The 25,299-nt window shown below is 71.0% G+C and carries 19 protein-coding genes; 13 read left to right on the forward strand and 6 right to left on the reverse strand.

Annotation, left to right across the window (positions count from 1 at the left end; all coding sequences use genetic code 11):
- Positions 1-147: 147 nt before the first annotated feature.
- From IM787_RS14555 to IM787_RS14575, 5 genes are read right to left on the reverse strand one after another with little or no spacing between them, the layout of a single operon-like run.
- The gene (locus tag IM787_RS14555) at positions 148-600 is read right to left on the reverse strand and encodes a RidA family protein (protein ID WP_193677404.1); all 453 of its coding nucleotides are present in this window, start codon (positions 598-600) and stop codon (positions 148-150) included.
- 24 nt (positions 601-624) lie between these two features.
- Positions 625-1,536, reverse strand: coding sequence for a transglutaminase family protein (locus IM787_RS14560; protein ID WP_193677405.1), 912 nt, complete (start codon positions 1,534-1,536; stop codon positions 625-627).
- Between the two features lie 4 nt (positions 1,537-1,540).
- Positions 1,541-4,162 carry a circularly permuted type 2 ATP-grasp protein gene (locus IM787_RS14565; protein ID WP_193677406.1) on the reverse strand — a complete coding sequence of 874 codons (2,622 nt, stop codon included), beginning with the start codon at positions 4,160-4,162 and terminating at the stop codon, positions 1,541-1,543.
- Between the two features lie 51 nt (positions 4,163-4,213).
- Positions 4,214-4,507, reverse strand: a complete 294-nt coding sequence (locus IM787_RS14570; RefSeq protein ID WP_193677407.1) for an antibiotic biosynthesis monooxygenase — start codon at positions 4,505-4,507, stop codon at positions 4,214-4,216.
- A gap of 23 nt (positions 4,508-4,530) precedes the next feature.
- Positions 4,531-6,585 carry a right-handed parallel beta-helix repeat-containing protein gene (locus IM787_RS14575; RefSeq protein WP_193677408.1) on the reverse strand — a complete coding sequence of 685 codons (2,055 nt, stop codon included), beginning with the start codon at positions 6,583-6,585 and terminating at the stop codon, positions 4,531-4,533.
- Positions 6,586-6,785: 200 nt separating this feature from the next.
- Between IM787_RS14575 and IM787_RS14580 the strand changes: the two genes are divergently transcribed.
- Positions 6,786-7,679, forward strand: coding sequence for a helix-turn-helix transcriptional regulator (locus tag IM787_RS14580; protein ID WP_193677409.1), 894 nt, complete (start codon positions 6,786-6,788; stop codon positions 7,677-7,679).
- Between the two features lie 12 nt (positions 7,680-7,691).
- Here the strand turns inward: IM787_RS14580 and IM787_RS14585 are convergent, their stop codons facing one another.
- Positions 7,692-11,189, reverse strand: a complete 3,498-nt coding sequence (locus IM787_RS14585; protein WP_193677410.1) for a transglutaminase family protein — start codon at positions 11,187-11,189, stop codon at positions 7,692-7,694.
- 227 nt (positions 11,190-11,416) lie between these two features.
- Between IM787_RS14585 and IM787_RS14590 the strand changes: the two genes are divergently transcribed.
- The 12 genes from IM787_RS14590 (at position 11,417) to IM787_RS14645 (ending at position 25,297) form a co-directional block, all read left to right on the forward strand.
- Positions 11,417-13,027, forward strand: a complete 1,611-nt coding sequence (locus IM787_RS14590) for a protein kinase domain-containing protein (protein ID WP_193677411.1) — start codon at positions 11,417-11,419, stop codon at positions 13,025-13,027.
- A complete protein-coding gene (locus IM787_RS14595; RefSeq protein ID WP_193677412.1) occupies positions 13,027-13,878 on the forward strand; it encodes a serine/threonine-protein kinase in 852 nt (283 codons plus the stop codon). Before IM787_RS14590 ends, IM787_RS14595 begins: the two co-directional genes overlap by 1 nt.
- On the forward strand, positions 13,875-14,735 hold the full coding sequence (locus IM787_RS14600; protein WP_193677413.1) for a response regulator: 861 nt from the start codon (positions 13,875-13,877) through the stop codon (positions 14,733-14,735). The genes IM787_RS14595 and IM787_RS14600 overlap by 4 nt, the downstream gene beginning before the upstream one ends.
- Entirely contained in the window at positions 14,732-15,094 is a 363-nt protein-coding gene (locus IM787_RS14605) for a response regulator (RefSeq protein WP_193677414.1), read from the forward strand. The genes IM787_RS14600 and IM787_RS14605 overlap by 4 nt, the downstream gene beginning before the upstream one ends.
- Positions 15,095-15,111: 17 nt before the next feature.
- Positions 15,112-17,292: a chemotaxis protein CheA gene (locus IM787_RS14610; protein WP_354004416.1), complete on the forward strand. Its 2,181-nt coding sequence runs from the start codon at positions 15,112-15,114 to the stop codon at positions 17,290-17,292.
- A gap of 89 nt (positions 17,293-17,381) precedes the next feature.
- The gene (locus IM787_RS21720) at positions 17,382-19,037 is read left to right on the forward strand and encodes a methyl-accepting chemotaxis protein (RefSeq protein ID WP_193677415.1); all 1,656 of its coding nucleotides are present in this window, start codon (positions 17,382-17,384) and stop codon (positions 19,035-19,037) included.
- Positions 19,038-19,123: 86 nt separating this feature from the next.
- Entirely contained in the window at positions 19,124-19,630 is a 507-nt protein-coding gene (locus tag IM787_RS14620; protein WP_193677416.1) for a chemotaxis protein CheW, read from the forward strand.
- Between the two features lie 9 nt (positions 19,631-19,639).
- Positions 19,640-21,031 carry a methyl-accepting chemotaxis protein gene (locus tag IM787_RS14625; RefSeq protein WP_193677417.1) on the forward strand — a complete coding sequence of 464 codons (1,392 nt, stop codon included), beginning with the start codon at positions 19,640-19,642 and terminating at the stop codon, positions 21,029-21,031.
- A 40-nt stretch (positions 21,032-21,071) separates the two neighbouring features.
- Complete coding sequence (locus IM787_RS21725) at positions 21,072-22,775, forward strand: methyl-accepting chemotaxis protein (RefSeq protein WP_193677418.1); 1,704 nt, start codon at positions 21,072-21,074, stop codon at positions 22,773-22,775.
- 20 nt (positions 22,776-22,795) lie between these two features.
- Positions 22,796-23,638, forward strand: coding sequence for a CheR family methyltransferase (locus IM787_RS14635; protein WP_193677419.1), 843 nt, complete (start codon positions 22,796-22,798; stop codon positions 23,636-23,638).
- 10 nt (positions 23,639-23,648) lie between these two features.
- Positions 23,649-24,251, forward strand: coding sequence for a chemoreceptor glutamine deamidase CheD (gene cheD / locus IM787_RS14640; protein WP_193677420.1), 603 nt, complete (start codon positions 23,649-23,651; stop codon positions 24,249-24,251).
- Positions 24,248-25,297 (forward strand): protein-glutamate methylesterase/protein-glutamine glutaminase, encoded by a 1,050-nt coding sequence (locus IM787_RS14645; RefSeq protein ID WP_193677421.1) that lies wholly within the window; start codon positions 24,248-24,250, stop codon positions 25,295-25,297. Before cheD ends, IM787_RS14645 begins: the two co-directional genes overlap by 4 nt.
- Positions 25,298-25,299: the final 2 nt, after the last annotated feature.

Below are 25,299 nucleotides of genomic sequence, written 5' to 3' on the forward strand. Positions count from 1 at the left end.
GATACGACTTGCGCGGGCTCGGGGCAATGCGCCAAGGCGCCGCAGGTCGGGGAGGGGGCGTGGAAGGGGCCCGGACGTGCCCAGGTGGCGCCGGGCGTGCAGGAATGCACGTCCGGGCAGTGGGGGCGGCGCGACACCGCCCGCCGGTCAGACTTCGGCGATCAGCTCGATCTCGACGCAGGCACCGAGCGGCACCTGCGCCACGCCGAAGGCGCTGCGGGCGTGGAGGCCTTTTTCGCCGAAGACCTGCCCGATCAGTTCGCTGGCGCCGTTGGTCACGAGGTGCTGCTCCGTGAAGTCGGGCGTGGAGTTCACCAGGCTCATGAGCTTCACGATGCGCTTGACCTGGTTGAGGTCACCGACCGCCGCGTGCAGGGTGCCCATCAACTCGATGGCGATGGCGCGCGCCGCCTGCTTGCCTTCTTCCGTCTGCATCGTCTTCCCGAGCTGGCCCACCCAGGGCTTGCCGTCCTTGCGGGCGATGTGGCCGGAGAGGTAGACCAGGTTGCCCGTGCGCACGAACGGCACGTAGGCGGCGGCGGGCGCGGCCACCGGCGGCAGCGTGATGTTCAGTTCCTTCAGCTTGTCGTAGACGCTCATGGGGACTCCTTGGATGCGCGGATTCTAGGGAGTCGCCGCTTCGGCGGGCGCGGCGCTTTCGGCCGGCGTGACGGTGACGGCCACGCGCAAGGCGTGGTTGGTGCCGCCGTGGATCACGCCTCGCATCGGGGAGACATCGGAGTAGTCGCGGCCGATCGCCAGCGTCACGTAGTCCTCGCCCGCGGCGCGGTCGTTGGTCGGGTCGAGGTCGAACCAGCTGCCGGTGCCTTCGGCCACGGGCAGGTACACCGACACCCAGGCGTGCGAGGCGTCGCAGCCCACCAGGCGCGGCTGCCCCGGCGGCGGCTCGGTCAGCAGGTAGCCGCTGACGTAGCGCGCGGGCAGCCGAAGGCTGCGCAGGCAGCCGAGCATGACGTGCGCGAGGTCCTGGCACACGCCCTTGCGCAGCGCGAGCGCTTCCAGCGCCGGCGTGTTCACGTCGGTCGCGGTCGTCTCGTACTCGAAGTCGGCATGGATGCGGCGCATCAGGTCGCGGGCCGCCTCCAGCAGCGGGCGTCCTTCGGGGAAGCTGGGTTGCGCGTAGCCGGCAAAGGCCGTGTCGCGCGGCACGTAGGGCGAGGCGAAAGCGAATTCGGCGGCCGGGTCGTAGCGCGCGGCGCGGTGGTAGCGCATGCGCTCCACCGCCGCGTCCCAGGGCAGGCTGTCGGCGGGCTCGGGACGCGGGGATGTGGAGACGAGGCTTTCCGCCTGCACGCGCAGGCCGTCGTGGACGTATTGCAGGCCGAAGAAGCTGCGCGTGTTGCCGTACACGTCCACCGATTCGGTCTGGCGCGCGGGCTTCGGGTCCACCGTCAGCCGGTGGCTCAGGAGCTGCTGCCAGGGGGTATTGGCCGGCTTCAGGTGCGCCATGTGCTGCGCGGTGCGCACCATGGGCGAATAGTCGTAGGCCGTCTCGTGCAGGACGTGCAGCAGCATCGGGTCACGCCCCCAGCGAGAAGCGGCTGTCGCCCGAATGGGCGAAGTAGCGCGCCGTGAGGTCGTCGGAGAGGCGGTAGGAGGCGTCCACGCATTGCTGCAGCAGCTCCAGCAGCGCGGCGTGCCGGCCTTCCGCATCGCGTTCGCACAGGGCCTCCAGCGTCCAGTACTGCGGGTCCGGCACCGGCATCGCCATGACGGGCATCACGCCGGGCGGCGACCCCGCCAGCCGCGCGAGGCGGCCCCGCAGCGTCTGTGCCACCCAGCCGAGCGAACGCGGGTTGTCGCGGTCCAGCACCAGCAGGTCGAGCAGGGCGGGGATGTCGTGCCGCTGCTGGTACTGCGCGTGGAAGGTGATGGTGCTGTCGAACAGCGCCACCACGGCTTCGAAGCCGCCCTCGTCGTGCACCGCTCCATTGTCGAAGGCACTGGCGAGCGCCTGCGCGAGGAAGCCCATGCGCTCCAGGTGGCGGCCGGTGGAGAGCAGCCGCCAGCCGTCGTCGCGCATCATGCGGTCGGTCTGCGCGCCGGTCATGGCGGCCGTGTGTTCGGACAGCCCTTCCAGCACGCGCAGCGCCTCGACGGAGGAGTAGTCGCCTTCGGCGGCGCACAGCGCGCAGCCGCGGGCGAACGCCTGTTCCGCGCGCACGATCAGGTTCCACTGTTCCTGCGACAGGCGTTCGCGCACGCCGGCGGCCGCGGAACGCAGCGCCGCCAGGTTGAAGCCGACGCTCTTGGCGGCCTTGCGGTCGGCGAGGCCGGCGATGAGCGAACGCTCGAACACGCGCCGCGCCTGCGTCGCCGGCGGCACGGCGGCGAGCACCAGCCCGTTGGCGGCGCAGCTTTCGCTGATCCAGGCCATCAGCGGCGCCGAACTCTGGTCCTCGCCGTTGAGGCCTTCGAGCGCACGCCGCGCCAGGCGCGCGGTGTTCTCGGTGCGCTCCGTGTAGCGTCCCAGCCAGAACAGGTTCTCGGCCGCGCGGCTGGTCACCGTGCGGCTGCGATGGCGCGTGTCCACCGCGGGGTGTTCGTGGTGCAGCAGGCTGGTGGCGTCCACCTCGCCGTCGGTGAGCACCCAGGTGTCGGCGCTGCTGCCGCCGCGCTGCATCGAGGCGATCTCGTTGTCGCCCGAGGCCAGCCGGGTGAGGCCGCCCGGCAGCACGCGCCAGCCGCCGTGGGCGCCGTCGGAAACGGCGAACACCCGCAGCAGCAGCGAACGGGGCACGATGCGGTCGCCCGCGGCGCTGCTCTTCCAGGTCGGCATCTGCGACAGCGGCTGGTAGGTCTGCACCGTGTAGCGCTCCGGTTCGCGCAGGATGCGCCCGGTCCATTCGTCCAGCTGCCGGCGCGACAGCTTGCGTCCCAGCACGGCGCCGGCACCCGGGCCGCCGTAGGTGGACTTCACCACGCTGTCCGGCAGCTGCGGCAGCACCGACAGCATCGCCGCCTGCTCGCCGCACCACCAGGTGGGCAGCGCGGGCAGCTGCAGTTCCTCGCCGAGCAGGTGCCGGCTGAGCGCGGGCAGGAACCCGAGCAGGGCGGCGCCTTCCAGGAAGCCGGAGCCGGGCGCGTTGGCCACCAGCACGTTGCCCGCGCGGATCGCCTGCAGCAGGCCGGGCACGCCCAGGTGCGAATCGGCGCGCAGCTCCAGCGGGTCGAGGAATTCGTCGTCCAGCCGCTTGAGCACGCCGTGCACCGGCTCCAGCCCCTTGAGCGTCTTGAGGTAGAGGCGCTCGTCGCGCACGGTGAGGTCGCTGCCTTCCACCAGCGTCAGGCCCAGGTAGCGCGCGATGTACGCGTGCTCGAAGTAGGTCTCGTTGTACGGCCCGGGCGTGAGCAGCACGATCCGCGGTTCGCCCTTGGCCGGGCAGCGCGCCACCAGGCTTTCGAGCAATGCGCGATAGGTCGCCGCGAGCCTCTGCACGCGCAGCTCGCGGAAGGCTTCCGGGAAGAGGCGCGAGATGATCAGCCGGTTCTCGAGCAGGTAGCCGAGCCCCGACGGCGCCTCCGTGCGCTGCGCCATCACCCACCAGGCGCCGGACTCGTCGCGCGCGAGGTCGAAGGCCGCGATGTGCAGCCGCCGCCCGCCCGCCACCTCGACGCCGTGCATGGCCCGCAGGTAGCCGGGATGGCCCTGCACCAGGGCCGGCGGAAGGAGGTTGGCGGCCAGCAGCTGCTGGGGGCCATAGACGTCGTCGAGGATCTTCTCGAGCAGTCGCACGCGCTGCAGCACGCCGGCTTCGATCCGTTGCCAGCTTTGCGGCGTGACGATCAGCGGGAACAGGTCGAGCGACCACGGCCGCTGCGGCCCGCCGGCATCGGCGTAGACGTTGTAGGTGATGCCGTTGTCGCGCACCTGCCGCTGCAGGTTGACGGTGCGGCGGTTCAGGTCGGCGAAACCTTCGGGGCCCAGGTGGTCGAAGAAGCGGGCCCATGGCGGCGTGGGCTGGCCGTGCGGCGGGACCACCTTGACGTGCGCGGCCAGGCCTTCCGCCGAGGGCGTGGAAACGCCGCCGCGCAGCTCGTCGAAGTGCCCCGGGGCGGCCGGGGGAGCGAGCGCGGCCGCGAGCGCGGCCGGGTCTTCACCGGCCTGCGGGCCGAACAGCGAATCGATGGTGGGGTCCAATCTGCGGCTATTGTCGCCGTCCCCCGGGGCGCTGCAGCCTCGCCTGTTGCTTCAGGGCGACTCGGCCCGCACCGGCGGCGGCAGCACCAGGCTGTGGAGCAGGCGGTAGTGGCGCTTCGGCCGGATGCCCGGCGGCAGGTGGGGCACGACGTGGCGCGTGAAGAACGCGTCGGCCTCGGCCTTGCTGCGCCACACCTCGAGGAGGCGCCAGCAGCCGTCGTCGGGATGCGCGACGTGCAGCACGAAGCCGGGTGCGTTGGCGACCGCGTCGCGCACCTGCGCGAGCACGCTGTCGTAGCCCTGGGCGGTCTGCCCCGGGACTTCGGAAGTGACGAGGATAGGCATGTCGGTGCGGGGGGATCGGGCGCTCATTGGGATGCCCCAATGGTGGACCACTGCGCGCGCGGCGCCGTGATCACGCGCCCGGGCTGGGCGGGATCGATGGAGATGCTGAAGGCGGGACGCAGGCCTTCGGGTAGGGCCGAGGGCCACGGACCCGCGCTCCCGCGCAGCGCGCTGCCGCCGGTGGGCGCCAGCGTGTCGAGCGACAGCGGCACGGTGGCGCCGGTGCGGACGTGCTGCAGGCCCGTCACGTGGTGCGTGTCGTTGCCGCCCTTGTAGACGTGCGCGGCCGGCAGCACCCGCTGCCCGAAGCCGCCGCCCAGCGTGTCGCCGTTGCTGTCCACGTTCCAGCCCTGGGTGAGCCAGGTGGGGCCGAGCAGCTCCATCTGATCCCAGCGGTTGCGCGTCAGCTCGAAGTCCGACGGGGGACTGCCGACGGTGAACGGCACGCGCACCAGCGCATTGTGGAAGCCGCGCATGCGGCCGAAGTGCTCCACGCGCCGCTGCAGCATCGGGCCCCAGACCTTGCACCCCGCGCCGGGTTGCTGGCAGGTCGTGTCGTCGTTGGTCTTGGTGATGTAGTGCAGGCCGCCGTCCAGGTTCAGCAGGTCCGGTGCGTAGTTGTAGTAGCCCGCGTCGCCGAAGTCCGATCCGTAGTCGAACAGGCGCGCCACGCGAAGCTTGTCGCGGTCGGTCTGCCAGAGCACCGTGTTGTGGAAGAACCAGAGCGTGCCCGGCTGGCGGTCGTGCTGCGAGTTGTCGAAGCCGTAGTGCACGAGGTTCGAGGGCAGGAGGGTCCCCTGTCCATTGCCCATGACGTGGATCAGGTTGCCGTAGACATAGGCCGCCTGGTACTTCGCCCAGTCGGCACGCTGGCGGGCGTCGTACTGCGCGAGTTGCGCGCTCGTGAGCTTCAGGCAGCCGTCCGTCTGGCACGCGAGGTACTGGCTGCGCAGCCGCTGGTATTGCCACGGCGCGATGTACGGGATGTGTTCCTCCGCCTCCACCAGGTCGAGGGCGCGCGCGCCGTTGCGCAGGTAGTTGTAGCGGACCACCAGCCCGGCCGCCCGCATCTTCAGCTGGTTGCCGCTGGCGACATCGTTGCCCCGGGTGCGCACCGGCCCGAAATAGTTGAACTGCACGGTGATGTCGATGCCCTGCAGGTACGCCTGGTGCCGCGACTCGTCGCCGATGATGGCGTTGTCGTGGATGTGGTTGCCCTCCACGAGCAGATCGCGGATGACGTGGTTGTCGCTGTCGGGCACGCTGCCGGCGAAGAGGCCGTCGCCGCAGTTCGTGATCTCGTTGTCGCGCAGCGTGATGTGGTGTGCCTGGCGCATGCGGATGCAGGCGGCGGCCATGACGTACTGGCGTGCGTTGCCGGCGGCGTCGAAGAAGCGGGCGTCGTCGTCCGGCACGTTCGCCCGGCCCGGACCGTCCTTCGTGTCCCCGATGCGCAGGCCTTCGACGACCACGTGCTCCACCCGCGACTCGAAGTTGCGACCGCTGATCGTGACGATGCCGTATTCCTGCAGGGCGCCGGGCGTGCCGGAGCCGAAGGCCGGGCCCAGCCGCGTCTTCGCGTCCACGCCGGTGATGAAGGGCCGCGCGTTGTCGGGGCCGCCGCGGACGCCGCACACGCGCACCGGCTGGTCCGCCGTGCCGCTGCGGAACAGCGCGATGCGCGCGGCATAGGGCGCAGCGCGCCAGTGGACGCGGACGGTGTCGCCCGGGCCGAGGTTCTCCCAGGGGATGTCGGTGATCTCCTCCTGGCGGTTCGGACTGCCGGCCGGGCCGCCGACGTTGTATTCGACGCCGTTGCCCGCATGGACGCACGCGGCGGCCGCGGGCGCCCTGGCTTCGGGCGGGAAGGGCGCAGGCACCACGCCGGCCAGCGGATCGGCCAGCGCGGGGACCGGCGCATCGGGAAAGGGGAAGGCACCGCCGCCGCCGGTTCCGGCACCGCCGCCACCGCCACCGCCGCCCACTCCGCCGACGTTGCTTCCGCCGCCACCGCCGCCCCCGCAACCGGCCATGGCCGCCACGCAAAACAGCACACCCAGGATCTTCGCTGCGCGCAAGTCCGACTCCTCTTTGTTGGAACGGGGCGATCGTCGCGACGGGGCGCCGCCGGGTCTTGCAGGTGTGCGACGCAGGCGTAACCAGTTGCTGCGCAGCCAGTGTGACTTTTGGCCGCACTGCCGCGGCTGCGCGACATCCGGTCGCAGCCGTGACGCAAATCTGCAAGGCCATGCCGCCGCGCCTGCGGCACCATCGCCGGATGGACAAGGACGGGACCCGGAACGCGCCGTTCGCCACCTTCGGGCAGGCGGGGTTGTTCGACTGCGGCTGGCTCGCCTGCGAAGGGGCGCTGGCGCAGTACTGCCGCGCGCTGCTCGTCGTGGACGTGGCGCCGCGTCCGCCCCTGGACCTGACGATCGTGCCGCACGAGTCGTACGTGGTTTCGCTGCAGCTCGCGGCGGGACCGGACCCGCTCGCGCGCGGCGTGGCGCCCGAGATGATGCCGCACGGCTGCGGGTGGCGCGGCGAAGCCCACACCTACCAGCCGGCGGGCGACTGCCGCAGCTTCTTCGCCCTGCTCACCCCGGAAGGGGCCCTGCAGTTGCTGGGGGGACAGGCCATGCTGCCGGGAGCGGTGCCGCGGCAGCCGCTCGCGCACTGGCTGCCGGCCGCCCCGCTGCGTTCGCTCGTCGACGGGCTCGCGCTCGAACGCGATCGCGGCGCCCAGTTGCGCCTGTTCGGCGAATGGCTGGAGGGCCGCCTGACGCGGCAGGCCGTCGTGCCGTGGCAGGCGCGCCGCGCCGGCCGCGTGCTGGCGTCGGTCCTGCAATCCGGGCAGGCCGACATCGAGGAAGTGGCGCGCGTCGAGGCGGTGAGCCGGCGCCAGCTGGAACGCGACCTGCGCCGCTGGTTCGACACCACGCCGAAGCAGGCCAGCCTGATCGGGCGCGTGCAGGCGGCCGCGCGGCTCGGCCTGCAGGGACACGCCCTGGCCGACATCGCCTACCGGCTGGGATTCGTCGACCAGGCCCACATGACGCACGTGGTGCGCCGCGTCGCCGGGGTCACCCCGGGGCAGATGGTGCGCTCGGCCCGCACCGAGTTGAGTTCGGCGCTGCGCGCCGCCACCGGCGGCGGCCTGGTCTACCTCTGAGTTCCGCGCGCCCTAGGCCTGCGGCCGCCGCAGGTCCAGCGTGAACGGGAACTCGCGGCTGCCCGGCACGTGGATCGTCGCGGCCGGCACCTGCAGCCGTCCCGGCGAATGCCCCATGCGGAAGAAGCGCGCCAGCCGCCGGCTTTCCGCTTCGTACGCATTGACGGGGAAGGTCACGTAGTTGCGGCCGCCCGGATGGGCGACGTGGTACTGGCAGCCCGCGACCGAGCGGTTCATCCAGGTGTCGACCAGGTCGAAGGTGAGCGGCGCGTGCGCGGGGATGGTCGGGTGCAGCGCCGACGGCGGCGCCCAGGCGCGGTAACGCACGCCGGCCACGAATTCGCCGGTGGTGCCGGTCGACTGCATCGGCAGGGCGCGGCCGTTGACGGTCACCACGTAGCGGCTCTCGTTCATGCCGGTGACCTTCACCTCGATGCGCTCCAGCGACGAGTCGACGTAGCGCACCGTGCCGCCGATCGCGCCTTCCTCGCCCATGACGTGCCAGGGCTCCAGCGCATTGCGCAGCGTCAGCTCCATGCCCATCGCCTGCAGGTCGCCGGCCATGGGGAAGCGGAACTCGAAGTGCGGCGCGAACCAGGCGGGGTCGAAGGCGAAGCCCGCCTGCCGCATCTCCGCCAGCACGTCCTGCAGGTCCATCCAGATGAAGGTGGGCAGCAGCCAGCGGTCGTGCAGCTCGGTGCCCCAGCGCGTGACGGGCGCCCGATAGGGCTCGCGCCAGAAGCGGGCGACCAGCGCGCGGATCAGGAGCTGCTGCACCACGCTCATGCGCGCGTGCGGCGGCATCTCGAAGCCGCGCAGTTCCAGCAGGCCGAGGCGGCCCGTCGCCGAGTCGGGCGAGTACATCTTGTCGATGCTGAACTCGCTGCGGTGCGTGTTGCCGGTGACGTCGACCAGGATGTTGCGCAGCGTGCGGTCCACCAGCCAGGGCGGCATCGCCTGGCCGTGCACCTGCCGGTTGCGCTCGATCTCCTTGAGCGCGATCTCCAGTTCGTACAGCTGGTCGTTGCGCGCTTCGTCGACGCGCGGCGCCTGGCTGGTGGGCCCGATGAACAGGCCGCTGAACAGGTAGCTGAGGCTGGGGTGGTTGTGCCAGTACAGCAGCAGGCTGGCGAGCAGCTCGGGGCGGCGCAGGAACGGCGAGTCGGCCGGCGTGGCGCCGCCCATCACGAAGTGGTTGCCGCCGCCGGTGCCGGTGTGGCGGCCATCGGTCATGAACTTCTCGGCCGAGAGCCGGCACTGGAAGGCCGCGTCGTAGAGGAATTCGGTGTTGTGGACCAGCTCGTCCCAGTCGTGCGCCGGGTGGATGTTCACCTCGATCACGCCGGGGTCGGGGGTGACCTGCAGCACCTTCAGGCGCGGGTCGCGCGGCGGCGGGTAGCCTTCCAGCACGATCTTCACGCCCAGTTCCTCCGCCGTCGCCTCGACGGCGGTCAGCAGCTCGAGGTAGTCCCCGGCCTCCGCCAGCGGGGGCATGAAGACATAGAGCACGCCGCTCTTGCCGCCATGCTCGCGTTCGGCCTTCGGGCCGTTGGCGCGCTGCGGATCGCGCACCTCCACGCACAGCGCGGTGCGGGTGATCCAGTGCGCCGACTCGAAGCGCGCCGGGCTGCGCACGAAGTCGGCGGGTTCGGCCTGCGGCCCGCCGGGTCCGCGGCCGGCGCCGTCGCGCCCGCTGCCCGTTCCCGCCGCGTCCCGCAGGCGCAAGGGATCCTGGAAGTGCCGCGGCGCCTCGCCGCGCGCGTCCACCGGTCCCTGCACGTAGCGGCCGCGCAGCTGGTCGAACGCGGGCAGGGGCGCGGCCGGCGCCATCGGGTCGCGTTCCACGAGGTAGGGATAGTCGGCCTTGCCGACCCAGGGCAGGCTGTCCAGCGGCAGCCGGTACCCCATCGGCGAGTCGCCGGGGATCAGGTACATGCGCTCTTCGCGCAGGAACCAGGGCCCCGTCGTCCACGCGGCGCCGGCGAGCGAGGGGTTCGCGCTGCTGGCCGGCTCCAGCGGCAGGGCGTAGCCGACCACGGCGTCGAGCTTCTGCTCGAACACCCGGCGCAGGCGGGCGCGTTCCAGTTCGTCGTCGAGGCGGGCATCGAACGGGTCCACGTTGACCGGCAGGCGGCGCTCGCGCCAGAGATAGTAGAAGACGTCCTCGTAGCCGGGCGCCACGTAGTCGTCGGTGATGCCCAGCTTGCCGCTGAGGCGGCGGATGAAGCGTTCGGCATCCGCGGTGGTGTAGTTCAGGGTGTCGCGTTCGTCGGCGAAGAGGGCCGGGTTGCGCCAGGAGGGCTGGCCGTCGGCCCGCCAGTAGATGGACAGCGCCCAGCGCGGGAGCTGCTCCCCGGGATACCACTTGCCCTGGCCGAAATGCAGGAAGCCGCCCTCGCCGTACTCCGCGCGCAGCCGGTGCACCAGCTCCGTGGCGTAGCCGCGCTTGGTGGGGCCCAGCGCATCGGTGTTCCACTCGCCCGCATCCCGGTTCTCCACCGCGACGAAGGTCGGCTCGCCGCCCATGGTGAGGCGCACGTCGCCGGCCTGGAGCTGCCGGTCCACCGCCTGGCCGAGCGCCAGGACCTCGCCCCACTGCTCCTCGGTGTACGGCTTGGTGACGCGCGGCGATTCGTAGATGCGCGTGACCTGCATGTGGTGGCTGAATTCCACCTCGGCTTCGTCGACGAGGCCTTCGATCGGGGCGGCGCCGGAGGGCTGCGGCGTGCAGGCGAGCGGGATGTGGCCTTCGCCGGCCAGCAGGCCGCTGGTGGGATCGAGGCCGATCCACCCGGCACCCGGCAGGTACACCTCGCACCAGGCGTGCAGGTCGGTGAAGTCGACTTCCGTGCCGCTGGGACCGTCCAGCGCCTTCACGTCCGACTTCAGCTGGATCAGGTAACCGGAGACGAAGCGCGCGGCCAGCCCCAGCCGCCGCAGCAACTGCACCAGCAGCCAGCCGGAATCACGGCAGGAGCCGCTCGCCAGCTCCAGCGTCTGTTCCGGCGTCTGCACGCCGGGCTCCATGCGGATCAGGTAGCGCACGTCGCGCTGCACCTGCTGGTTCAGGTCCACGAGGAAGTCGATCGTCGTGCGCGGCGCGCGGTCGATCTTCTCCAGGTAAGCCTGCACGCGCGGCGTCAGCGGCTCGCACGCCAGGTAGGGCACCAGCTCCTCGGCGAGCTCGGGCTCGTACTTGAAGGGGAACTTCTCGGCGCCCGGCTCCAGGAAGAAGTCGAACGGGTTGTAGACCGCCATCTCCACCACGAGGTCGACGGTGACCTTGAACGCCGTGGTCGGCTCCGGGAACACCAGCCGGGCCTGGAAGTTGGCGAACGGGTCCTGCTGCCAGTTGATGAAGTGCTTCGTCGGCTCGACGCGCAGGGCATACGAGACGATCTTGCTGCGGCAGTGGGGGGCGGGCCGCAGCCGCACCACCTGGGGCCCCAGGTTCACCGGCCGATCGTATTTGTAGTGGGTGACGTGGTTCAGCGCGGCGTGGATGGACATAGCCGGCCATCGTAGCGTCGCCACGCCATTCGATGGCCATGCAAGCCCGCCCGTCGGTGGTGCATGCCGGCTGGCGGCCGGGTGGTGCCAGGGGGGCACCTCATCTGTAACAGTGCGGCAGGAGCTGTTGCTCGGACGCCGCTGAACCGTGGCTGTTACATGCCTGTCGTGACAAAGTAGCAGCGCGCATTGTGTCGAAATGTTCTCGGCTGTTAGCATGTAACGAAATGCGACAACCACTGGAAGCCCGTTCTCCCGCAGAAGCGCCGCTCGCGCAGCGGCAGGGCGACTTCGCGCCCTCGATGCAGCTGAGCTCCGCGCTCGACCTGAGCGAAGCGGGCACGATGACCACGGTCGCGACCTTCCTGTATGCGCGGCTGCACAACTTCAGCGCGGCCTGCAATGCGATGGGGCCGGACGAGGCCGCGTCGTTCGTCAACGAAGTCCGTCGGATGCTCACCGAGGGCGTGCAGAAGCTCGGCGGCGAGATCGCCCAGCGCCGCCCGGACTCGATCCTCGCAGTCTTCAGCAACAAGCCCGACGACAAGAAGCCGAACCACGCGCAACGCGGCCTGCACGCCGCGATCCTGGCGGTGCACGAGGCGGTGCAGCTCGCCCAGCTGCTGGCGGCGCGGCCGGAGTTCGCCAACCTCCCGCCCTTGACCCTCGCGGTCGGCGTCCACCTCGGCCAGGCCGAGCTGTCCCGCCGGGGCAACGCCGGCAAGGTGCATGCGGTGGGCGACGCGGTCGAGGTCGCGCGCCTGCTCGAAGTCACGGCGATGGACATGAACTGGAGCATCGCGGCCTCCTCCGGCACGCGGCTGGCGTCCGCCGGCCGTGCCGACGGCGGCCGCATCGGCTCGGTCGGACTGCCCGACAACAGCTTCATCGACGTCGTCGAGATCACCGGGCTGGTCCCGCGCAAGGGCTCCAGCACGCCGATGCGCGTGTTCGAGATGCTGCGGGAATCGCTGGCCGCCAACCAACAGGCGCGCCGCCGTGCCTCTTCCGCGCCGGCCCCGAACGCCGCCCCCCAGTCCGGCAACTTCCTGATCGAAGGCTACCGCGTGCTGCGCAAGATCGGCGAAGGCGGGATGGCCTCGATCTTCCTGGCGCAGTCCGCCGAGGGCGGGGCGCCGCAGGTGCTCAAGGTCATGCGCCTGGACAAGGCGGTGGAGGCCGACGGCCTGCAGCGCTTCATCCAGGAATACGCGCTGCTGGCACAGATCCAGCACCCGAACGTCGCGCGCATCCACCGGCAGGACTTCTCGGTCGCGCATGCCTACATCGCGATGGAGTACTTCCCGCAGGGCGACCTGCGCGCGCGCATGAAGGCCGGCCCCATCGATGCGGCCACGGCCATCGCCTACATCAAGCAGACCGCCGCCGGCCTGGCGGCGATCCACGCGGTGGGGATCGTGCACCGCGACCTGAAGCCCGACAACCTGATGCTGCGCCAGGACGGCACGCTGGCCCTGGCCGACTTCGGCGTCGCCAAGCAGGTGTCGATGAAGATCACCGACACCGGCGACGGCGACATCGTCGGCACCCCGTACTACCTCAGCCCGGAGCAGGCGCTCGGCCTGCAGGTGGACGCGCGCTGCGACATCTACAGCCTGGGCGTGCTCGCCTTCGAGCTGCTGACCGGCCGCAAGCCCTACCAGGCGAGTTCCGCGCAGGAGCTCCTGAACCTGCACGTGCACGGCGCCGTGCCCATGCTCCCGCCGCAGCACGCGCACCTGCAGGCGGTGATGGAAAGCATGATGGCCAAGGACCGCGAGCAGCGCTACCCCTCGGCGCAGACGCTGCTGGCCGACCTCGAGCAGATGGGCCTGTGATGGACGCCGTCCTCCGCCACCCCGCATCGCTGGCCTGGCGCGTGCTCGGCACGCCGCCACGCGGGCTCTCGCGCGTGGATCCGGCACCGCGCGTCCCCGGGTACCGCGTGCTGCGCGAAGTCGGCACCGGGCGGCGCAGCAGCGCGTGGCTGGCGCAGGATGCGCAGGGCGCCGAATGCGTGCTCAAGCTCCAGCCGGCGGCGGCCTCGACGCTGCATCGCGAGTGGGAAGTCGCCGACCGCGTGCGGGGCGGCGCGATCGTGCGCATGCACGACCACGGCCGCTGCGGCGACTGGGCCTGGCTCGCGATGGACCACCTGCCCGGCGGCGATCTCGCGACGCGCCTGCGCGCCGGTGTGACGCCGGCCGAGGCGCTGACCTTCCTCGCCCAGGCCGCGCAAGGCCTGGCGCAACTGCATCGCGCCGGCTACGTCCACCGCGACGTCAAGCCGGCGAACTTCCTTCTTCGCGCCGACGGCGCGCTGCTGCTCGCCGATCTCGGTCTGGCGGTGCCCGCCGGCACCGCAACGGGACGGCGCGAAGGCAGCGTCACCGGCACGCCGCGCTACGTCGCGCCCGAGCAGCTGCAGGGCGCGCCCGCCTCGCCCGCCGCCGATGTCTACGCGCTCGGCGTGCTGCTGCACGAGATGCTCGCCGGCCGCCCGCCGTTCGCGGGCGAGACGCTCCTGGAGATCCTTTCCCAGCACCTGGTCGCCACCCCGCCACGACTGCCCGACGCCTGCGCGCCGCTGCAGCCGCTGGTGGACCGGATGCTTGCCAAAGAGGTGGAACGCCGGCTTCCGAACGCGGAAGCCGTACTCGGCCTGCTGGGCCAGAGGTGTATGAAGTGACCCTGAACGAACAGTACCTGGTCGACGTGATCGGCTTCAACCCGGTGGAGCGATCGATGCTCGCGAGCATCTTCGCACTGGCGGCCCGCCGTGACCCTGCCTTCGTGCAGTACGACCCCAACGGCACGGTGAGCGGCAGCGCGGACATCTACCTCGTCGACGCGGACGACGCCACGGCGCTCAACGAGTTCCGCACGCTCGCCAAGCGCTCCAACCTGCCGGCCGTGATGGTCGGCGGCGGCAACCAGGACCTCGGCTTCCCGAAGCTGCCGCGGCCCCTGCAGTGGGCCCGCCTGCTGCAGATGCTGGAAGAAACGGTGACGGCCGGCGGGGCGGGCAAGGCCGACCACGACGACGAAGGCACGCTGCCCCTGGGCAAGACGCTGTCGGCCAGCCAGGCCGGCCGCTCCAGCCCCGGCGCCACGCCGCCCGCGCTGGACTCCGCCTCGGCCAAGAAGCGCGCCCTCGGCGACACCGTGCTGGTGGTGGACGACAACGCCTCGGTGCGCATGTTCATGAAAGCCAAGCTGGCGCCGTTCAACTTCGAGGTCGACTTCGCCGAGACCGGCGAGGAAGCCGTCGGCCTGACCGGCACGCGCGAGTACACCTGCGTGTTCCTGGACGTGGTGCTGCCCGGCATCGACGGCTACCAGGTCTGCAAGCTGATCAAGGCCAACAAGCAGGCCATCAAGAAGACCGCGGTGGTGATGCTCACCAGCCGCAGCTCGCCGTTCGACAAGCTGCGCGGCTCGCTCGCGGGCTGCGACGAGTACCTGACCAAGCCCCTGGACGAGGATCGCCTGCTGGAGGTGATCGCGCAGTTCCTCCCCAGCAGCCGCAAGAAAGAGAAGAAATGACCAAATCAATCCTGGTGGTGGACGACACCCGCTCGATGCGCGCCATGGTGGCGGCCGTGCTGCAGGGCGCCGGCTACGAAGTGGCGGAAGCGGGCGACGGCGTGGAGGCGCTGGAGCTCGCGCGGCAGCGCGTGTTCGACATGGTGGTCACCGACCACAACATGCCGCGCATGGACGGCGTGACGCTGGTGCGCGAACTGCGCAAGCTGCCGAACTACGACCCGGTGGCGCTGATCGTGCTGTCCACCGAAGCCAGCCCGGAGCTGAAGCAGAAGGGCCGCGAGGCCGGCGCCACGGGCTGGATGGCCAAGCCGTTCGACCCCCAGCGCATGCTCGACATCGTCGGCAAGTTCATCTGAGGCAAGGGAGTCGCGCCGTGTTCCAGCCATCCAACAGCTTCGGCGACCCGGTCGCTTTCCGGACCATCTTCTTCGAAGAGGCGCAGGAACACCTGGCCAACGTCGAGGCGATCCTGCTGCGCATGGACACCGACGCGCCGCACCCCGACGACCTCAACGCGATCTTCCGCGCCGTGCATTCGATCAAGGGCAGCGCGGCGATGCTGGGCTGCACCGAGATCGCGGCGCTGACGCACCTGCAGGAGAACCTGCTGGACCTGCTGCGCAAGGGCGAGCGGCCGATCGACGCGGAAGACGTGAATGCCATGCTGAAGGCCGGCGACGTGCTGCGCCTGCAGGTGCTGCACCGCCGCGGCAGCGTCGCGGAAGCGCCGGATGCGGGCGAGGTCGAGGCGCTGCTGCGCGAGCGCGTGGCGCAGCCGTCGGCCGACGCCGTGGAGGGCCACAGCGGCCCGGTCACCCGCAGCTTCCGCGTGACGCTGGGCCCGCTGGCTGCGGCCATCGAGGAAGTGGAGCTGGACATGATGCTGTCCGGCCTGTCCGAGATGGGCGCCGTGAGCAACACCGTGGTGGACAACACTGCCGGCGGCGGCGTGAGCTTCGACGTGCTGCTGCAGGGCGCCGCGGCGGACTTGCAGAGCGTGCTGTCGCTGGTGGTCGCGCCGGAGCAGATCCACGTCGAGACGCTCGGCGTCGTCGGCGTGCAGGAACAAGCGCAGCTGCAGACCACACTGCCGGGCGCGCCCAAGCTCGAAGCCGTCGCGCCCGCCGCGCCGGCACCGCTCGACAACGGCCTGGACGAGTTCTTCGTCGACCCGGCCGAGTTCCGCCGCAAGCGCGACACGGAAGCGACGCCGGAACCGCGTCCCGCCGACTTCGCCGCGCAGGAGCACGCCGCCGACGGTTCGATCGACCTGTTCATCTCGCCCGAAGACCTCAAGCGGCAGCGCAGCGCCAAGGCCGCGGCCGCGCCGATGGTCGACGTGCTGCACGACCTGCTGCCGTCCTCGCACGAGACCACCTTCATCCGGGTGTCGACCGAGAAGATCGACCTGCTGGTGAACCTGGTGGGCGAGCTCGTGATCACCGAAGCCATGCTGGCCCGCACCGGCGCGCTGGCCGAGGGCGCCAACGAAGGCCAGTACAGCGCGAACGCCGGCCTGGCCGACCTGTCGCGGCACACCCGCAACCTGCAGGAGGCGGTGCTCGCCATCCGCATGCTGCCGATCTCCAACGTGTTCCAGCGCTTCCCGCGCGTGGTGCACGAGCTCTCCGCGCGCCTGGGCAAGCGGGTGGAGCTGAAGATGTTCGGTGAGACGACCGAGCTGGACCGCGGCCTGATCGAGAAGATCTCGGACCCGCTGACGCACCTCGTGCGCAACGCGATCGACCACGGCCTGGAGCCGCCGGACGTGCGCATCGCCGCCGGCAAGCCGGCCAGCGGCACGGTCACCCTGAAGGCCAGCCAGCGCGGCGGCAACATCGTGATCGAGGTCAGCGACGACGGCCGCGGCCTGGATCGCGCCAAGATCATGGCCGCCGCGGCCCGCCGCGGCATCGCCATCCCCGCCGACGCGCCGGACAACGAGGTCTGGCAGGTGGTGTTCGAAGCCGGCTTCTCCACCGCCGAGAGCGTGACCGACGTGTCGGGCCGCGGGGTCGGCATGGACGTGGTCCGCCGCAACATCCAGGCGCTCAGCGGCACCGTCGACCTCAGTTCCAGGCCGGGGCAGGGCACCCGCGTGACGGTGAGCGTGCCGCTGACGCTCGCGATCATGGAAGCGATGACCATCGCGATCGGCGGAGAGACCTACGTGCTGCCGCTTGCCTGCGTCGTCGAATCGCTGAGCGTCGCCGCCGGCGAACTGCACACCCTGCCGGGCCATGGCGACACGCTGCGCGTGCGCGAGGAGTACCTGCCGGTGCTGCACCTGGCGAAGATGTTCCCGCCGCAGAACCCGCGCGAGCACGCGGCCGGGATCGCCGTGATCGTCGAGACCGACGGCTCCAAGGCGGCGCTGCTGGTGGACGAACTGGTCGGCCAGCAGCAGGTGGTGGTCAAGAGCCTGGAAACCAACTTCCGCAAGGTGCCCGGCCTGTCCGGCGCCACCGTGATGGGCGACGGTTCGGTCGCGCTGATCCTCGACGTGGCGCACCTCGTGCGCGCCTGCGGACGCGAGGGCACGTCGCAGCTCTAGGCGGGAAGTTCGCATCCCGGCGCAGGCGGCCCTCGGGGCCGTCTTTCGCTGGCGCGGGCCGCAGGCGGCAGTACACAGGAGAGCTTGGGATGAAGGTTTGGCACAAGATGCTGGTCGCCCCCGTGGTGGCCATCGTGTTCCTGCTGGCGCTGGGCGGCATCTCCATCTACATGATGGCGCGCCAGGGCCTGGCGGTGAAGACGCTGATCCAGGACCGCGGCGGCGCGATGACGCTCGCGCTCACCTCGTCGCAGGAGGTGAGCCAGGCGCAGTCCGGTACCTACCGCCTGCTGGCCGGCCTGCAGGAAGCCGGCCCGGACAAGGCGCGGGAGATGCTGGCGGCGCAGAACAAGCGGATGGACGAGGTCACGCGCAAGGTGCGGGAGTTCGGCGCGCGGCCGCAGCTGCTGGCGGAGGAGCGCGCGCTGGTCGAGGCGATCCTGCCCAAGCTCGCCGCGTCGCGCCAGGCCACGCAGGCTGCCGTCGACGCGAGCCTGGCGGATCCCGAAGCGGGCAAGGCCGCGATGAAGGCCGCCGACGCCAGCTTCCAGGACATCATCGCCACCTTCAACGCCCTGGTCGACGTGCAGCGCAAGCTGGCCGACGCCAGTTCCACCGCCGCCGCGGCGGACTTCCGGAACATGGTGGTGTCGCTGGTCGGCATCGCGCTGTTTGCGGCGGCGACCGCGCTGCTGGTGGCCATCCTCATGGGCCGCGCGGTGGCGCGGCCGATCCGCACGGCGATGGACGCCGCCGGCGCCATCGCGCGCGGCGATCTCGCGAGCGACCTGGAAGTGCGCGGGCGGGACGAGACGGCCGAACTCCTGCGTGCCCAGGGCCGGATGAAGCAGGAGCTGCGGCAGCTGGTCGGCGAGGTGGTCGCCGGGGCGCGTTCGGTGGCCGAAACGAGCGCGCAGATCGCGCAGGGCAACCTCGACCTGTCGCAGCGCACCGAGATGCAGGCCGGCACGCTGGAGGAAACCGCCAGTTCGATGGAGGAGCTGACGTCCACGGTGCACCAGAACGCCGAGAACGCGCGCGCGGCCAGCCAGCTGGCCGTGGATGCCTCCGAAGTCGCGCGCAAGGGTGGCGCGGTGGTGGGGCAGGTGGTGAGCACCATGACCGGCATCTCCGATTCGTCGAAGCGGATCGCGGACATCATCGGCGTCATCGACGGCATCGCCTTCCAGACCAACATCCTGGCGCTGAACGCCGCCGTGGAAGCGGCACGGGCCGGCGAACAGGGCCGCGGCTTCGCGGTCGTCGCCGCGGAAGTGCGCAACCTGGCGCAGCGCAGCGCCGCCGCCGCCAGGGAGATCAAGGGCCTGATCGGCGAGTCGGTCGACAAGGTGGAGGCCGGCACGCGGCTGGTCGACGATGCCGGCCGCACCATGGAGGAGATCGTGGCCTCGGTGAAGAAGGTCAGCGACCTGATCTCGGAGATCGCGGCCGCGAGCCAGGAACAGAGCTCCGGCATCGCGCAGGTGAACGTCGCCATCACGCAGATGGACCAGGTGGTGCAGCAGAACGCATCGCTGGTGGAGGAGGCTTCCGCCGCCACCGAATCGATGAAGGAACAGGCCGGTGCGCTGCTGCGCACCGTCTCGCGCTTCGACCTCGGCGCGCTGCACGTCCAGCCTGTCGAGAAAAGACGACAGCTCCTTGCGGTGGAAGGTGCGGCACAGGGGACGAACGGCGGCGGCGCGCGGCCTTTTTCGATGGAACTGACGACCCGTCGCGTGTAACCGGATTTAACGATTGCAACAGGGAAAGCCGGGTGGCATCCTCGGACGCATGACCGAGTGATGGGCCCGGAGCCAGAGGAGAAACGATGCAAGCACAGACCACCGCCGACCCGAGCTCCAAGTCCGCCGCCGATGGCGCGGCCAGCGAGTTCCTGACCTTCCGCCTGGGCGCGGAAAGCTACGGGATCGAGATCCTGAAGGTCCAGGAGATCCGCGGCTACGAGCAGCCCACCGCCATCGCGAACGCCCCGGCCTTCATCAAGGGCGTGATCAACCTGCGCGGCGTGATCGTCCCGATCCTGGACCTGCGCATCAAGTTCCAGATGGCACAGGCGCGCTACGACGAGTTCACCGTCGTCATCATCCTGAACATCGCCGGCCGCGTGGTCGGCGTGGTGGTCGACTCGGTGTCCGACGTGCTGACGCTCGCCGGCGACGCCATCCGCCCGACGCCCGAGTTCGCCTCGGCCACGTTCGACACGAAGTACATCACCGGCCTCGGCACGGTGGAGGAGCAGATGATCATCCTGCTCGACATCGAGAAGCTGATGACGGGCGCGGACATGGCGCTCGTCGACGGCGCCGTCCACTAGGCAGCTTCCATGGACCCGCGCGCGCCCGCCGCGACGCAGCCGGCCTCCAGCCCGCACGTGGACCGTGCGGCGCTCGGCTTCTTCCGGCGCTCGACGATCCGCACCCGCCTGACCATCGGCTTCCTGCTGCCGGCCTTCGTCATCGGGGGCCTCGGCGCGCTGGGGGCCTGGGAACTCCAGCAGCTGTCCGACTTCGCCGCGGCGCAACCCTCCAGGGACGCGCTGCAGCAGGCCACCCGCCACGGCCAGCTCACGATGCTCGCGATCGCCTGCGCGGTCGTCGTGCTGCTCTCCTGCGTCTGCTATCCGCTGGTGGTCGGCATCGTCAAGCCGATCCGCGCGGCCGCGCGCATCGCCACCAAGGTCGCCGCCGGGGACCTCACGGTCACGGTGCGCACCGGCGGCAGCGACGAAGCGGCCCAGCTGATGCTGGCGCTCGCCGAGATGACCGACCGGCTGCGCGACGTCCTCGGCCAGGTGGTGCAGGGCGCGCACACCGTCAACGACACCAGCGGCCAGATCGTGCGCGGCAACCTCGACCTCTCGCAGCGCACCGAGGAGCAGGCCAGCACGCTGGAGGAGACGGCCAGCTCGATCGAGCAGCTCACGGCCACCGTGTCGCAGAACGCCGACCACGCGCGGCAGGCCAGCCAGCTGGCCCTGGACGCTTCCGCGGTGGCGCGGCGCGGCGGCGAGGCGGTGGACCAGGTCGTCAGCACCATGGACGAGATTTCCGACGCGTCGCGCCGCATCACCGAGATCATCAGCGTCATCGACGGCATCGCCTTCCAGACCAACATCCTCGCGCTCAACGCCGCGGTGGAAGCCGCCCGGGCCGGCGAGCAGGGGCGCGGCTTCGCGGTCGTCGCCGCGGAAGTGCGCAACCTGGCGCAGCGCAGCGCCGCCGCGGCCAAGGAGATCAAGGGGCTGATCGGCGCCTCGGCCGACAAGGTCCGCACCGGCTCCGCCCTGGTGGACGCCGCCGGCCACACCATGGTGGAGGTGGTCCTGTCGGTGGAGAAGGTCAGTGCGCTGATCGCCGAGATCGCCCAGGCGAGCCAGGAGCAGAGCGCCGGCATCGGCCAGGTCAACACCGCCATCAGCCAGATGGAACGGGTGGTCCAGCAGAACGCCGCCCTGGTGGAGCAGGCGACCCGCGGCACCGAATCCATGAACGCCCATGCCGCGGCGCTGCTGCGCATGGCGTCCCGCTTCCAGTTGAAGGGGCAGGCCGCACGGCCTGCCGTCGCGGGCGCCGCACCGGTGTCCGCCGTTTCGCCCGCGCCGCAGCCGCGGGTGACCCCCATTCCCTTCCGCCCGCGCGCGCAGCCGCGGCCGGGCACGCCTGCCGCGCCCGCCCGCGCCGCGGCGCCCGCCGGCGGGGAATGGACCGAGTTTTGAGGGACGTCAGTCCACCCCAGCGAAGAGAGCAACGTTCCCCATGAAAATCTGGCACAAGATCCTGATCGCGCCCGGCCTCGCCATCGCCTGCCTGGTGGGCTTCGGCGCCGTCGCCTACGGCGTCGTCTCGCAGCAGAACCAGGCCATCGAGGACCTGGCGCAGAAGCGCCTGGCCGGCGTCATCGTCGCCAGCGGCGCGGCCGAGAGCCTGGGCCAGGTGCACTCCAACACCTATCGCCTGTTCACCTGGATCGCGAACCTGAACGAAGGCCAGGTGAAGAAGGCGATCGAGGAGCAGAACGCGAAGATCGATGCCGTGGCCGCGAGCCTCTCGGCGTACCGCGGGCAGGCGCACGTGGTCGACGAGGAACGCGCGATCGTCGACGCGGTGCTGCCGCTGCTGGCCAAGTACAAGAAGGTCGCCGGCGACGCCATCGACATCAGCACGGTCGAAGTGGCCGTCGGCGCCATGACGATGAAGGGCGCCGACCAGCAGTACGAACTGGCGCTGCAGCGCCTGGCCGGCTTCGTCGCGCTGGAGAAGAAGCTCGCGCAGGAAAGCTACGAGCAGGCCGCATCCACGTCGCGCCAGGCGCTCGTGCTGCTGTCCGGCATCCTGCTCGCGGCCGTGTTCGCCGCGGCGGTGGCGGCGCTCCTCATGAGCCGCGCCATCGTGTCGCCGCTGCGCCAGGCCATTGGCGTGGCCGCCCGCATCGCCAAGGGCGACCTGACGACCGAGGTCACGGTCCGCGGCCGCGACGAGACGGCCGACCTGCTGCGCGCTCTGGACGAGATGGTGCAGAACCTGCGCCAGCTGGTCGGCGAGGTGTCCGGCGGCGCCCGCATGGTGGCCGACACCAGCGCGCAGATCGCGCAGGGCAACCAGGACCTGTCGCAGCGCACCGAGGAACAGGCCAGCACGCTGGAGGAGACCGCCAGCTCCATGGAGGAGCTCACGTCCACCGTGTCGCTGAACGCGCAGAACGCGCGCCAGGCCAGCCAGCTGTCGGTGAGCGCCTCCGACATCGCCCGCAAGGGCGGCCAGGTCGTCGGGCAGGTGGTGACCACCATGACCGGCATTTCCGAATCCTCGCGCAAGATCTCCGACATCATCGGCGTGATCGACGGCATCGCCTTCCAGACCAACATCCTGGCGCTCAATGCCGCCGTGGAAGCGGCGCGCGCCGGCGAGCAGGGCCGCGGCTTCGCCGTGGTGGCCGCCGAGGTGCGCAACCTGGCGCAGCGCAGCGCCGCGGCCGCCAAGGAGATCAAGGGCCTGATCGGCGAGTCGGTCGACAAGGTCGACACGGGCGCGAAGCTGGTCGATGCGGCCGGCCGCACGATGGACGAGATCGTCGCCTCGGTGAAGAAGGTGAGCGACCTGGTCGCCGAGATCGCCGCGGCCAGCGAGGAGCAGGACGCCGGCATCCAGCAGGTGAACACCGCCGTCACGCAGATGGACCAGGTGGTGCAGCAGAACGCATCGCTGGTGGAAGAGGCCGCCGCGGCCACGGAATCGATGAAGGGCCAGGCCGCCTCGCTGCTGCGGATGGTCTCGCGCTTCAACATCGGGGAGGCGAGCGCGTTCACGGACGTGTACCAGCCTGCGCCGCGCCCGGAACCGCGGCGGGAGATCGCGCCGATCCACGTCAAGCCGACGGCCAAGCTGCCGCCGGCCGCCGCGCCGGCATTGCGCGCCGCGCCGGCCGCCGCACCCGCGGGCGGTGAATGGAAAGAGTTCTGAACGCCCCTGCAGGCCACCGCATGAGTGCCTTGCCCGACGCCCTCGACTTTCCCGGCGCCTCCGCGCTGCTGAACGACCGGGACTTCGCGACCGTGCGCGAGCTGATCGCGCAGTACGCCGGCATCAAGCTGAGCCTGCAGAAGCGCAACATGGTCTACAACCGCCTGCTGCGGCGGCTGCGGGCGCGCAACGTCACGAGTTTCTCCGAGTACCTGGAGCTGGTGGTGCGGGACGACTGCGACGAGCGCGAAGCCTTCGTCAATGCGCTCACCACCAACCTCACGGCCTTCTTCCGCGAGCCGCACCACTTCGAGCTGCTGCTGGCGCATGCGCAGCAGCGCGCCGCCCGGCGCGGCCCGCCGCTGCGGTGCTGGAGCAGCGCGTGTTCCACCGGCGAGGAGGCCTGGTCCATCGCCATGGTGCTGCGCGAGGCGAACTGCCCCGGCGAAGTGCTGGGCACCGACATCGACACCGACGTGCTGAACACGGCGCGGGCCGGGGTCTACCGCATGGAACGCGCCGCGTCGCTGCCCATCGAGCGCCTGCGCAAGCACTTCCTGCGGGGCGCGGGCGCCAACGACGGGCTGGTCAGCGTGCGGCCGGAGCTGCGCTCCCTGGTGCGCTTCGGCCAGCTGAACCTGCAGTCGCCGGTGTGGCCGGCGCAGGAACGCTTCGACGTCATCTTCTGCCGCAACGTCGTCATCTACTTCGACCGCGATTTCCAGAAGAAGCTGCTGGACCGCCTGGCCGGCCTGCTGGTGCCCGGCGGCCTGCTGATGGTGGGCCACTCGGAGAGCTTCCCCGCCGCGCACCCGGGCTTCCGCTCCTGCGGCCGCACGGCCTACGAACGGGTCGGGGGATAGGAGTGCCCGCTTGACCGGAACCCCGGCTCCCCTGCAGTACTTCGACCGGGAATTCCAGGTCGATGCGATCAAGATCCTCCCCGGGCAGTACCACGCGGCCCGCCAGGGCGCGATCACGACCGTGCTGGGCTCCTGCGTCTCCACCTGCCTGTGGGACCCGCTGGAGCGCATCGGCGGCATGAACCACTTCATGCTGCCCGGCGACACGGCCAGCCCGGGCTCGCCCTGGGCCGAGTCGGCGCGCTTCGGGGTCTACGCGATGGAAGTGCTGATCAACGACATGCTGCGCATGGGCGCCGACCGCCGGCGCATGGTCGCCAAGGTGTTCGGCGGCGCGCAGCTGCTGGCCGGTTTCGACCGGCTCGACGTCGGCGCCAAGAACTCCGAGTTCGTGCTGGAGTTCCTGCGCGTGGAAGGCATCCGTGTGGTGGCCAAGGACCTGATGGACGTGTGCCCGCGCAAGGTGCACTTCTTCGTCGACAGCGGCAAGGTGCAGGTCAAGCGCCTGAGCCTCACGCCCAGCGACCCGGTGCAGAAGCGCGAGCGCGAGTACCTCTCGCGCCTGGCGGGCAAGGGCGGCGGCGACGTCGAGATCTTCCGGGCGCCGGGATGATCCGCGTCCTCGTCGTCGACGACTCCGCGGTGATGCGCGCCTTCCTCGGGCGCGTGATCGCCGCGCAGCCGGACATGGAGCTGCTGGCCGCCTCGCCCGACCCGCTGCTGGCCATCGAGCGCATCCGCCGCAACGCGCCCGACGTGATCACCCTCGACGTCGAGATGCCGCGCATGAACGGGCTCGACTTCCTGCGCAACCTGATGGCGGTGCGGCCGCTGCCGGTGATCATGATCTCGTCGCTCACGCGCCAGGGCGCGGAGACCACGATGCGCGCGCTGGAGCTCGGCGCGGTCGACTTCTTCCCCAAGCCGGCCAGCTTCGACCAGCTGGAGAGCGGCGCGCAGGAGATCGCGGACAAGATCCGCGCAGCGGCGGGGGCGCGCGTGGCACGGCGCCGGCCGCACGTGACCACGGGGCCGGCGCCGCTGAAGGCCACCCTGCCGCCCATGGGTCAGCCCGCGGCACCGGCGGCACTGCACCGGGTGATCGGCATCGGCGCCTCCACCGGCGGCGTCGAGGCGCTGCGCGAGGTGCTGACGGAACTGCCGGAGCGGATGCCGCCGATCCTGATCGCGCAGCACATGCCGCCCGGCTTCACCGAAACCTTCGCCCGCCGGCTGGACACGCTGTGCCGCATCCACGTCAAGCAGGCCGACGACAACGAGGTGGTGCGCGCCGGCGTGGCCTACATCGCGCCGGGGGGCCGCCACCTGCTGCTGATGCGCCGCGGCGCGGGCTACTACCTGCGCGTGACCGAGGACCCGCCGGTGAACCGCCACCGCCCCTCGGTGGACACGCTGTTCCGCTCGATCGCGCGCGCCGCGGGTCCGCAGGCGATCGGCGTCATGCTCACCGGCATGGGGGGCGACGGCGCCGACGCGATGCTGGAGATGAGCCAGCAGGGCGCCTACACCATCGCGCAGGACGAGGCGAGCTGCGTGGTGTTCGGCATGCCGCGCCAGGCGATCGCCAGCGGCGGGGTGCGCGAGATCGCCTCGCTCACCGACATTGCCGGCCGGCTCGAGGCCCTGGCGGGGACCTGAAC

Origin of the sequence: Ramlibacter pallidus (genome assembly GCF_015070875.1) — a bacterium.
GTDB lineage: Bacteria > Pseudomonadota > Gammaproteobacteria > Burkholderiales > Burkholderiaceae_C > Ramlibacter > Ramlibacter pallidus.

Excerpts from the sequence above, each read along its gene's own strand:
- IM787_RS14555 (WP_193677404.1), bottom strand. The coding sequence starts at position 600 with ATGAGCGTCTACGACAAGCTGAAGGAACTGAACATCACGCTGCCGCCG.
- IM787_RS14560 (WP_193677405.1), bottom strand. The coding sequence starts at position 1,536 with ATGCTGCTGCACGTCCTGCACGAGACGGCCTACGACTATTCGCCCATG.
- IM787_RS14570 (WP_193677407.1), bottom strand. The coding sequence starts at position 4,507 with ATGCCTATCCTCGTCACTTCCGAAGTCCCGGGGCAGACCGCCCAGGGC.
- IM787_RS14580 (WP_193677409.1), top strand. The coding sequence starts at position 6,786 with ATGGACAAGGACGGGACCCGGAACGCGCCGTTCGCCACCTTCGGGCAG.
- IM787_RS14585 (WP_193677410.1), bottom strand. The coding sequence starts at position 11,189 with ATGTCCATCCACGCCGCGCTGAACCACGTCACCCACTACAAATACGAT.
- IM787_RS14590 (WP_193677411.1), top strand. The coding sequence starts at position 11,417 with ATGCGACAACCACTGGAAGCCCGTTCTCCCGCAGAAGCGCCGCTCGCG.
- IM787_RS14595 (WP_193677412.1), top strand. The coding sequence starts at position 13,027 with ATGGACGCCGTCCTCCGCCACCCCGCATCGCTGGCCTGGCGCGTGCTC.
- IM787_RS14605 (WP_193677414.1), top strand. The coding sequence starts at position 14,732 with ATGACCAAATCAATCCTGGTGGTGGACGACACCCGCTCGATGCGCGCC.
- IM787_RS21720 (WP_193677415.1), top strand. The coding sequence starts at position 17,382 with ATGAAGGTTTGGCACAAGATGCTGGTCGCCCCCGTGGTGGCCATCGTG.
- IM787_RS14620 (WP_193677416.1), top strand. The coding sequence starts at position 19,124 with ATGCAAGCACAGACCACCGCCGACCCGAGCTCCAAGTCCGCCGCCGAT.
- IM787_RS14625 (WP_193677417.1), top strand. The coding sequence starts at position 19,640 with ATGGACCCGCGCGCGCCCGCCGCGACGCAGCCGGCCTCCAGCCCGCAC.
- IM787_RS21725 (WP_193677418.1), top strand. The coding sequence starts at position 21,072 with ATGAAAATCTGGCACAAGATCCTGATCGCGCCCGGCCTCGCCATCGCC.
- IM787_RS14635 (WP_193677419.1), top strand. The coding sequence starts at position 22,796 with ATGAGTGCCTTGCCCGACGCCCTCGACTTTCCCGGCGCCTCCGCGCTG.
- IM787_RS14645 (WP_193677421.1), top strand. The coding sequence starts at position 24,248 with ATGATCCGCGTCCTCGTCGTCGACGACTCCGCGGTGATGCGCGCCTTC.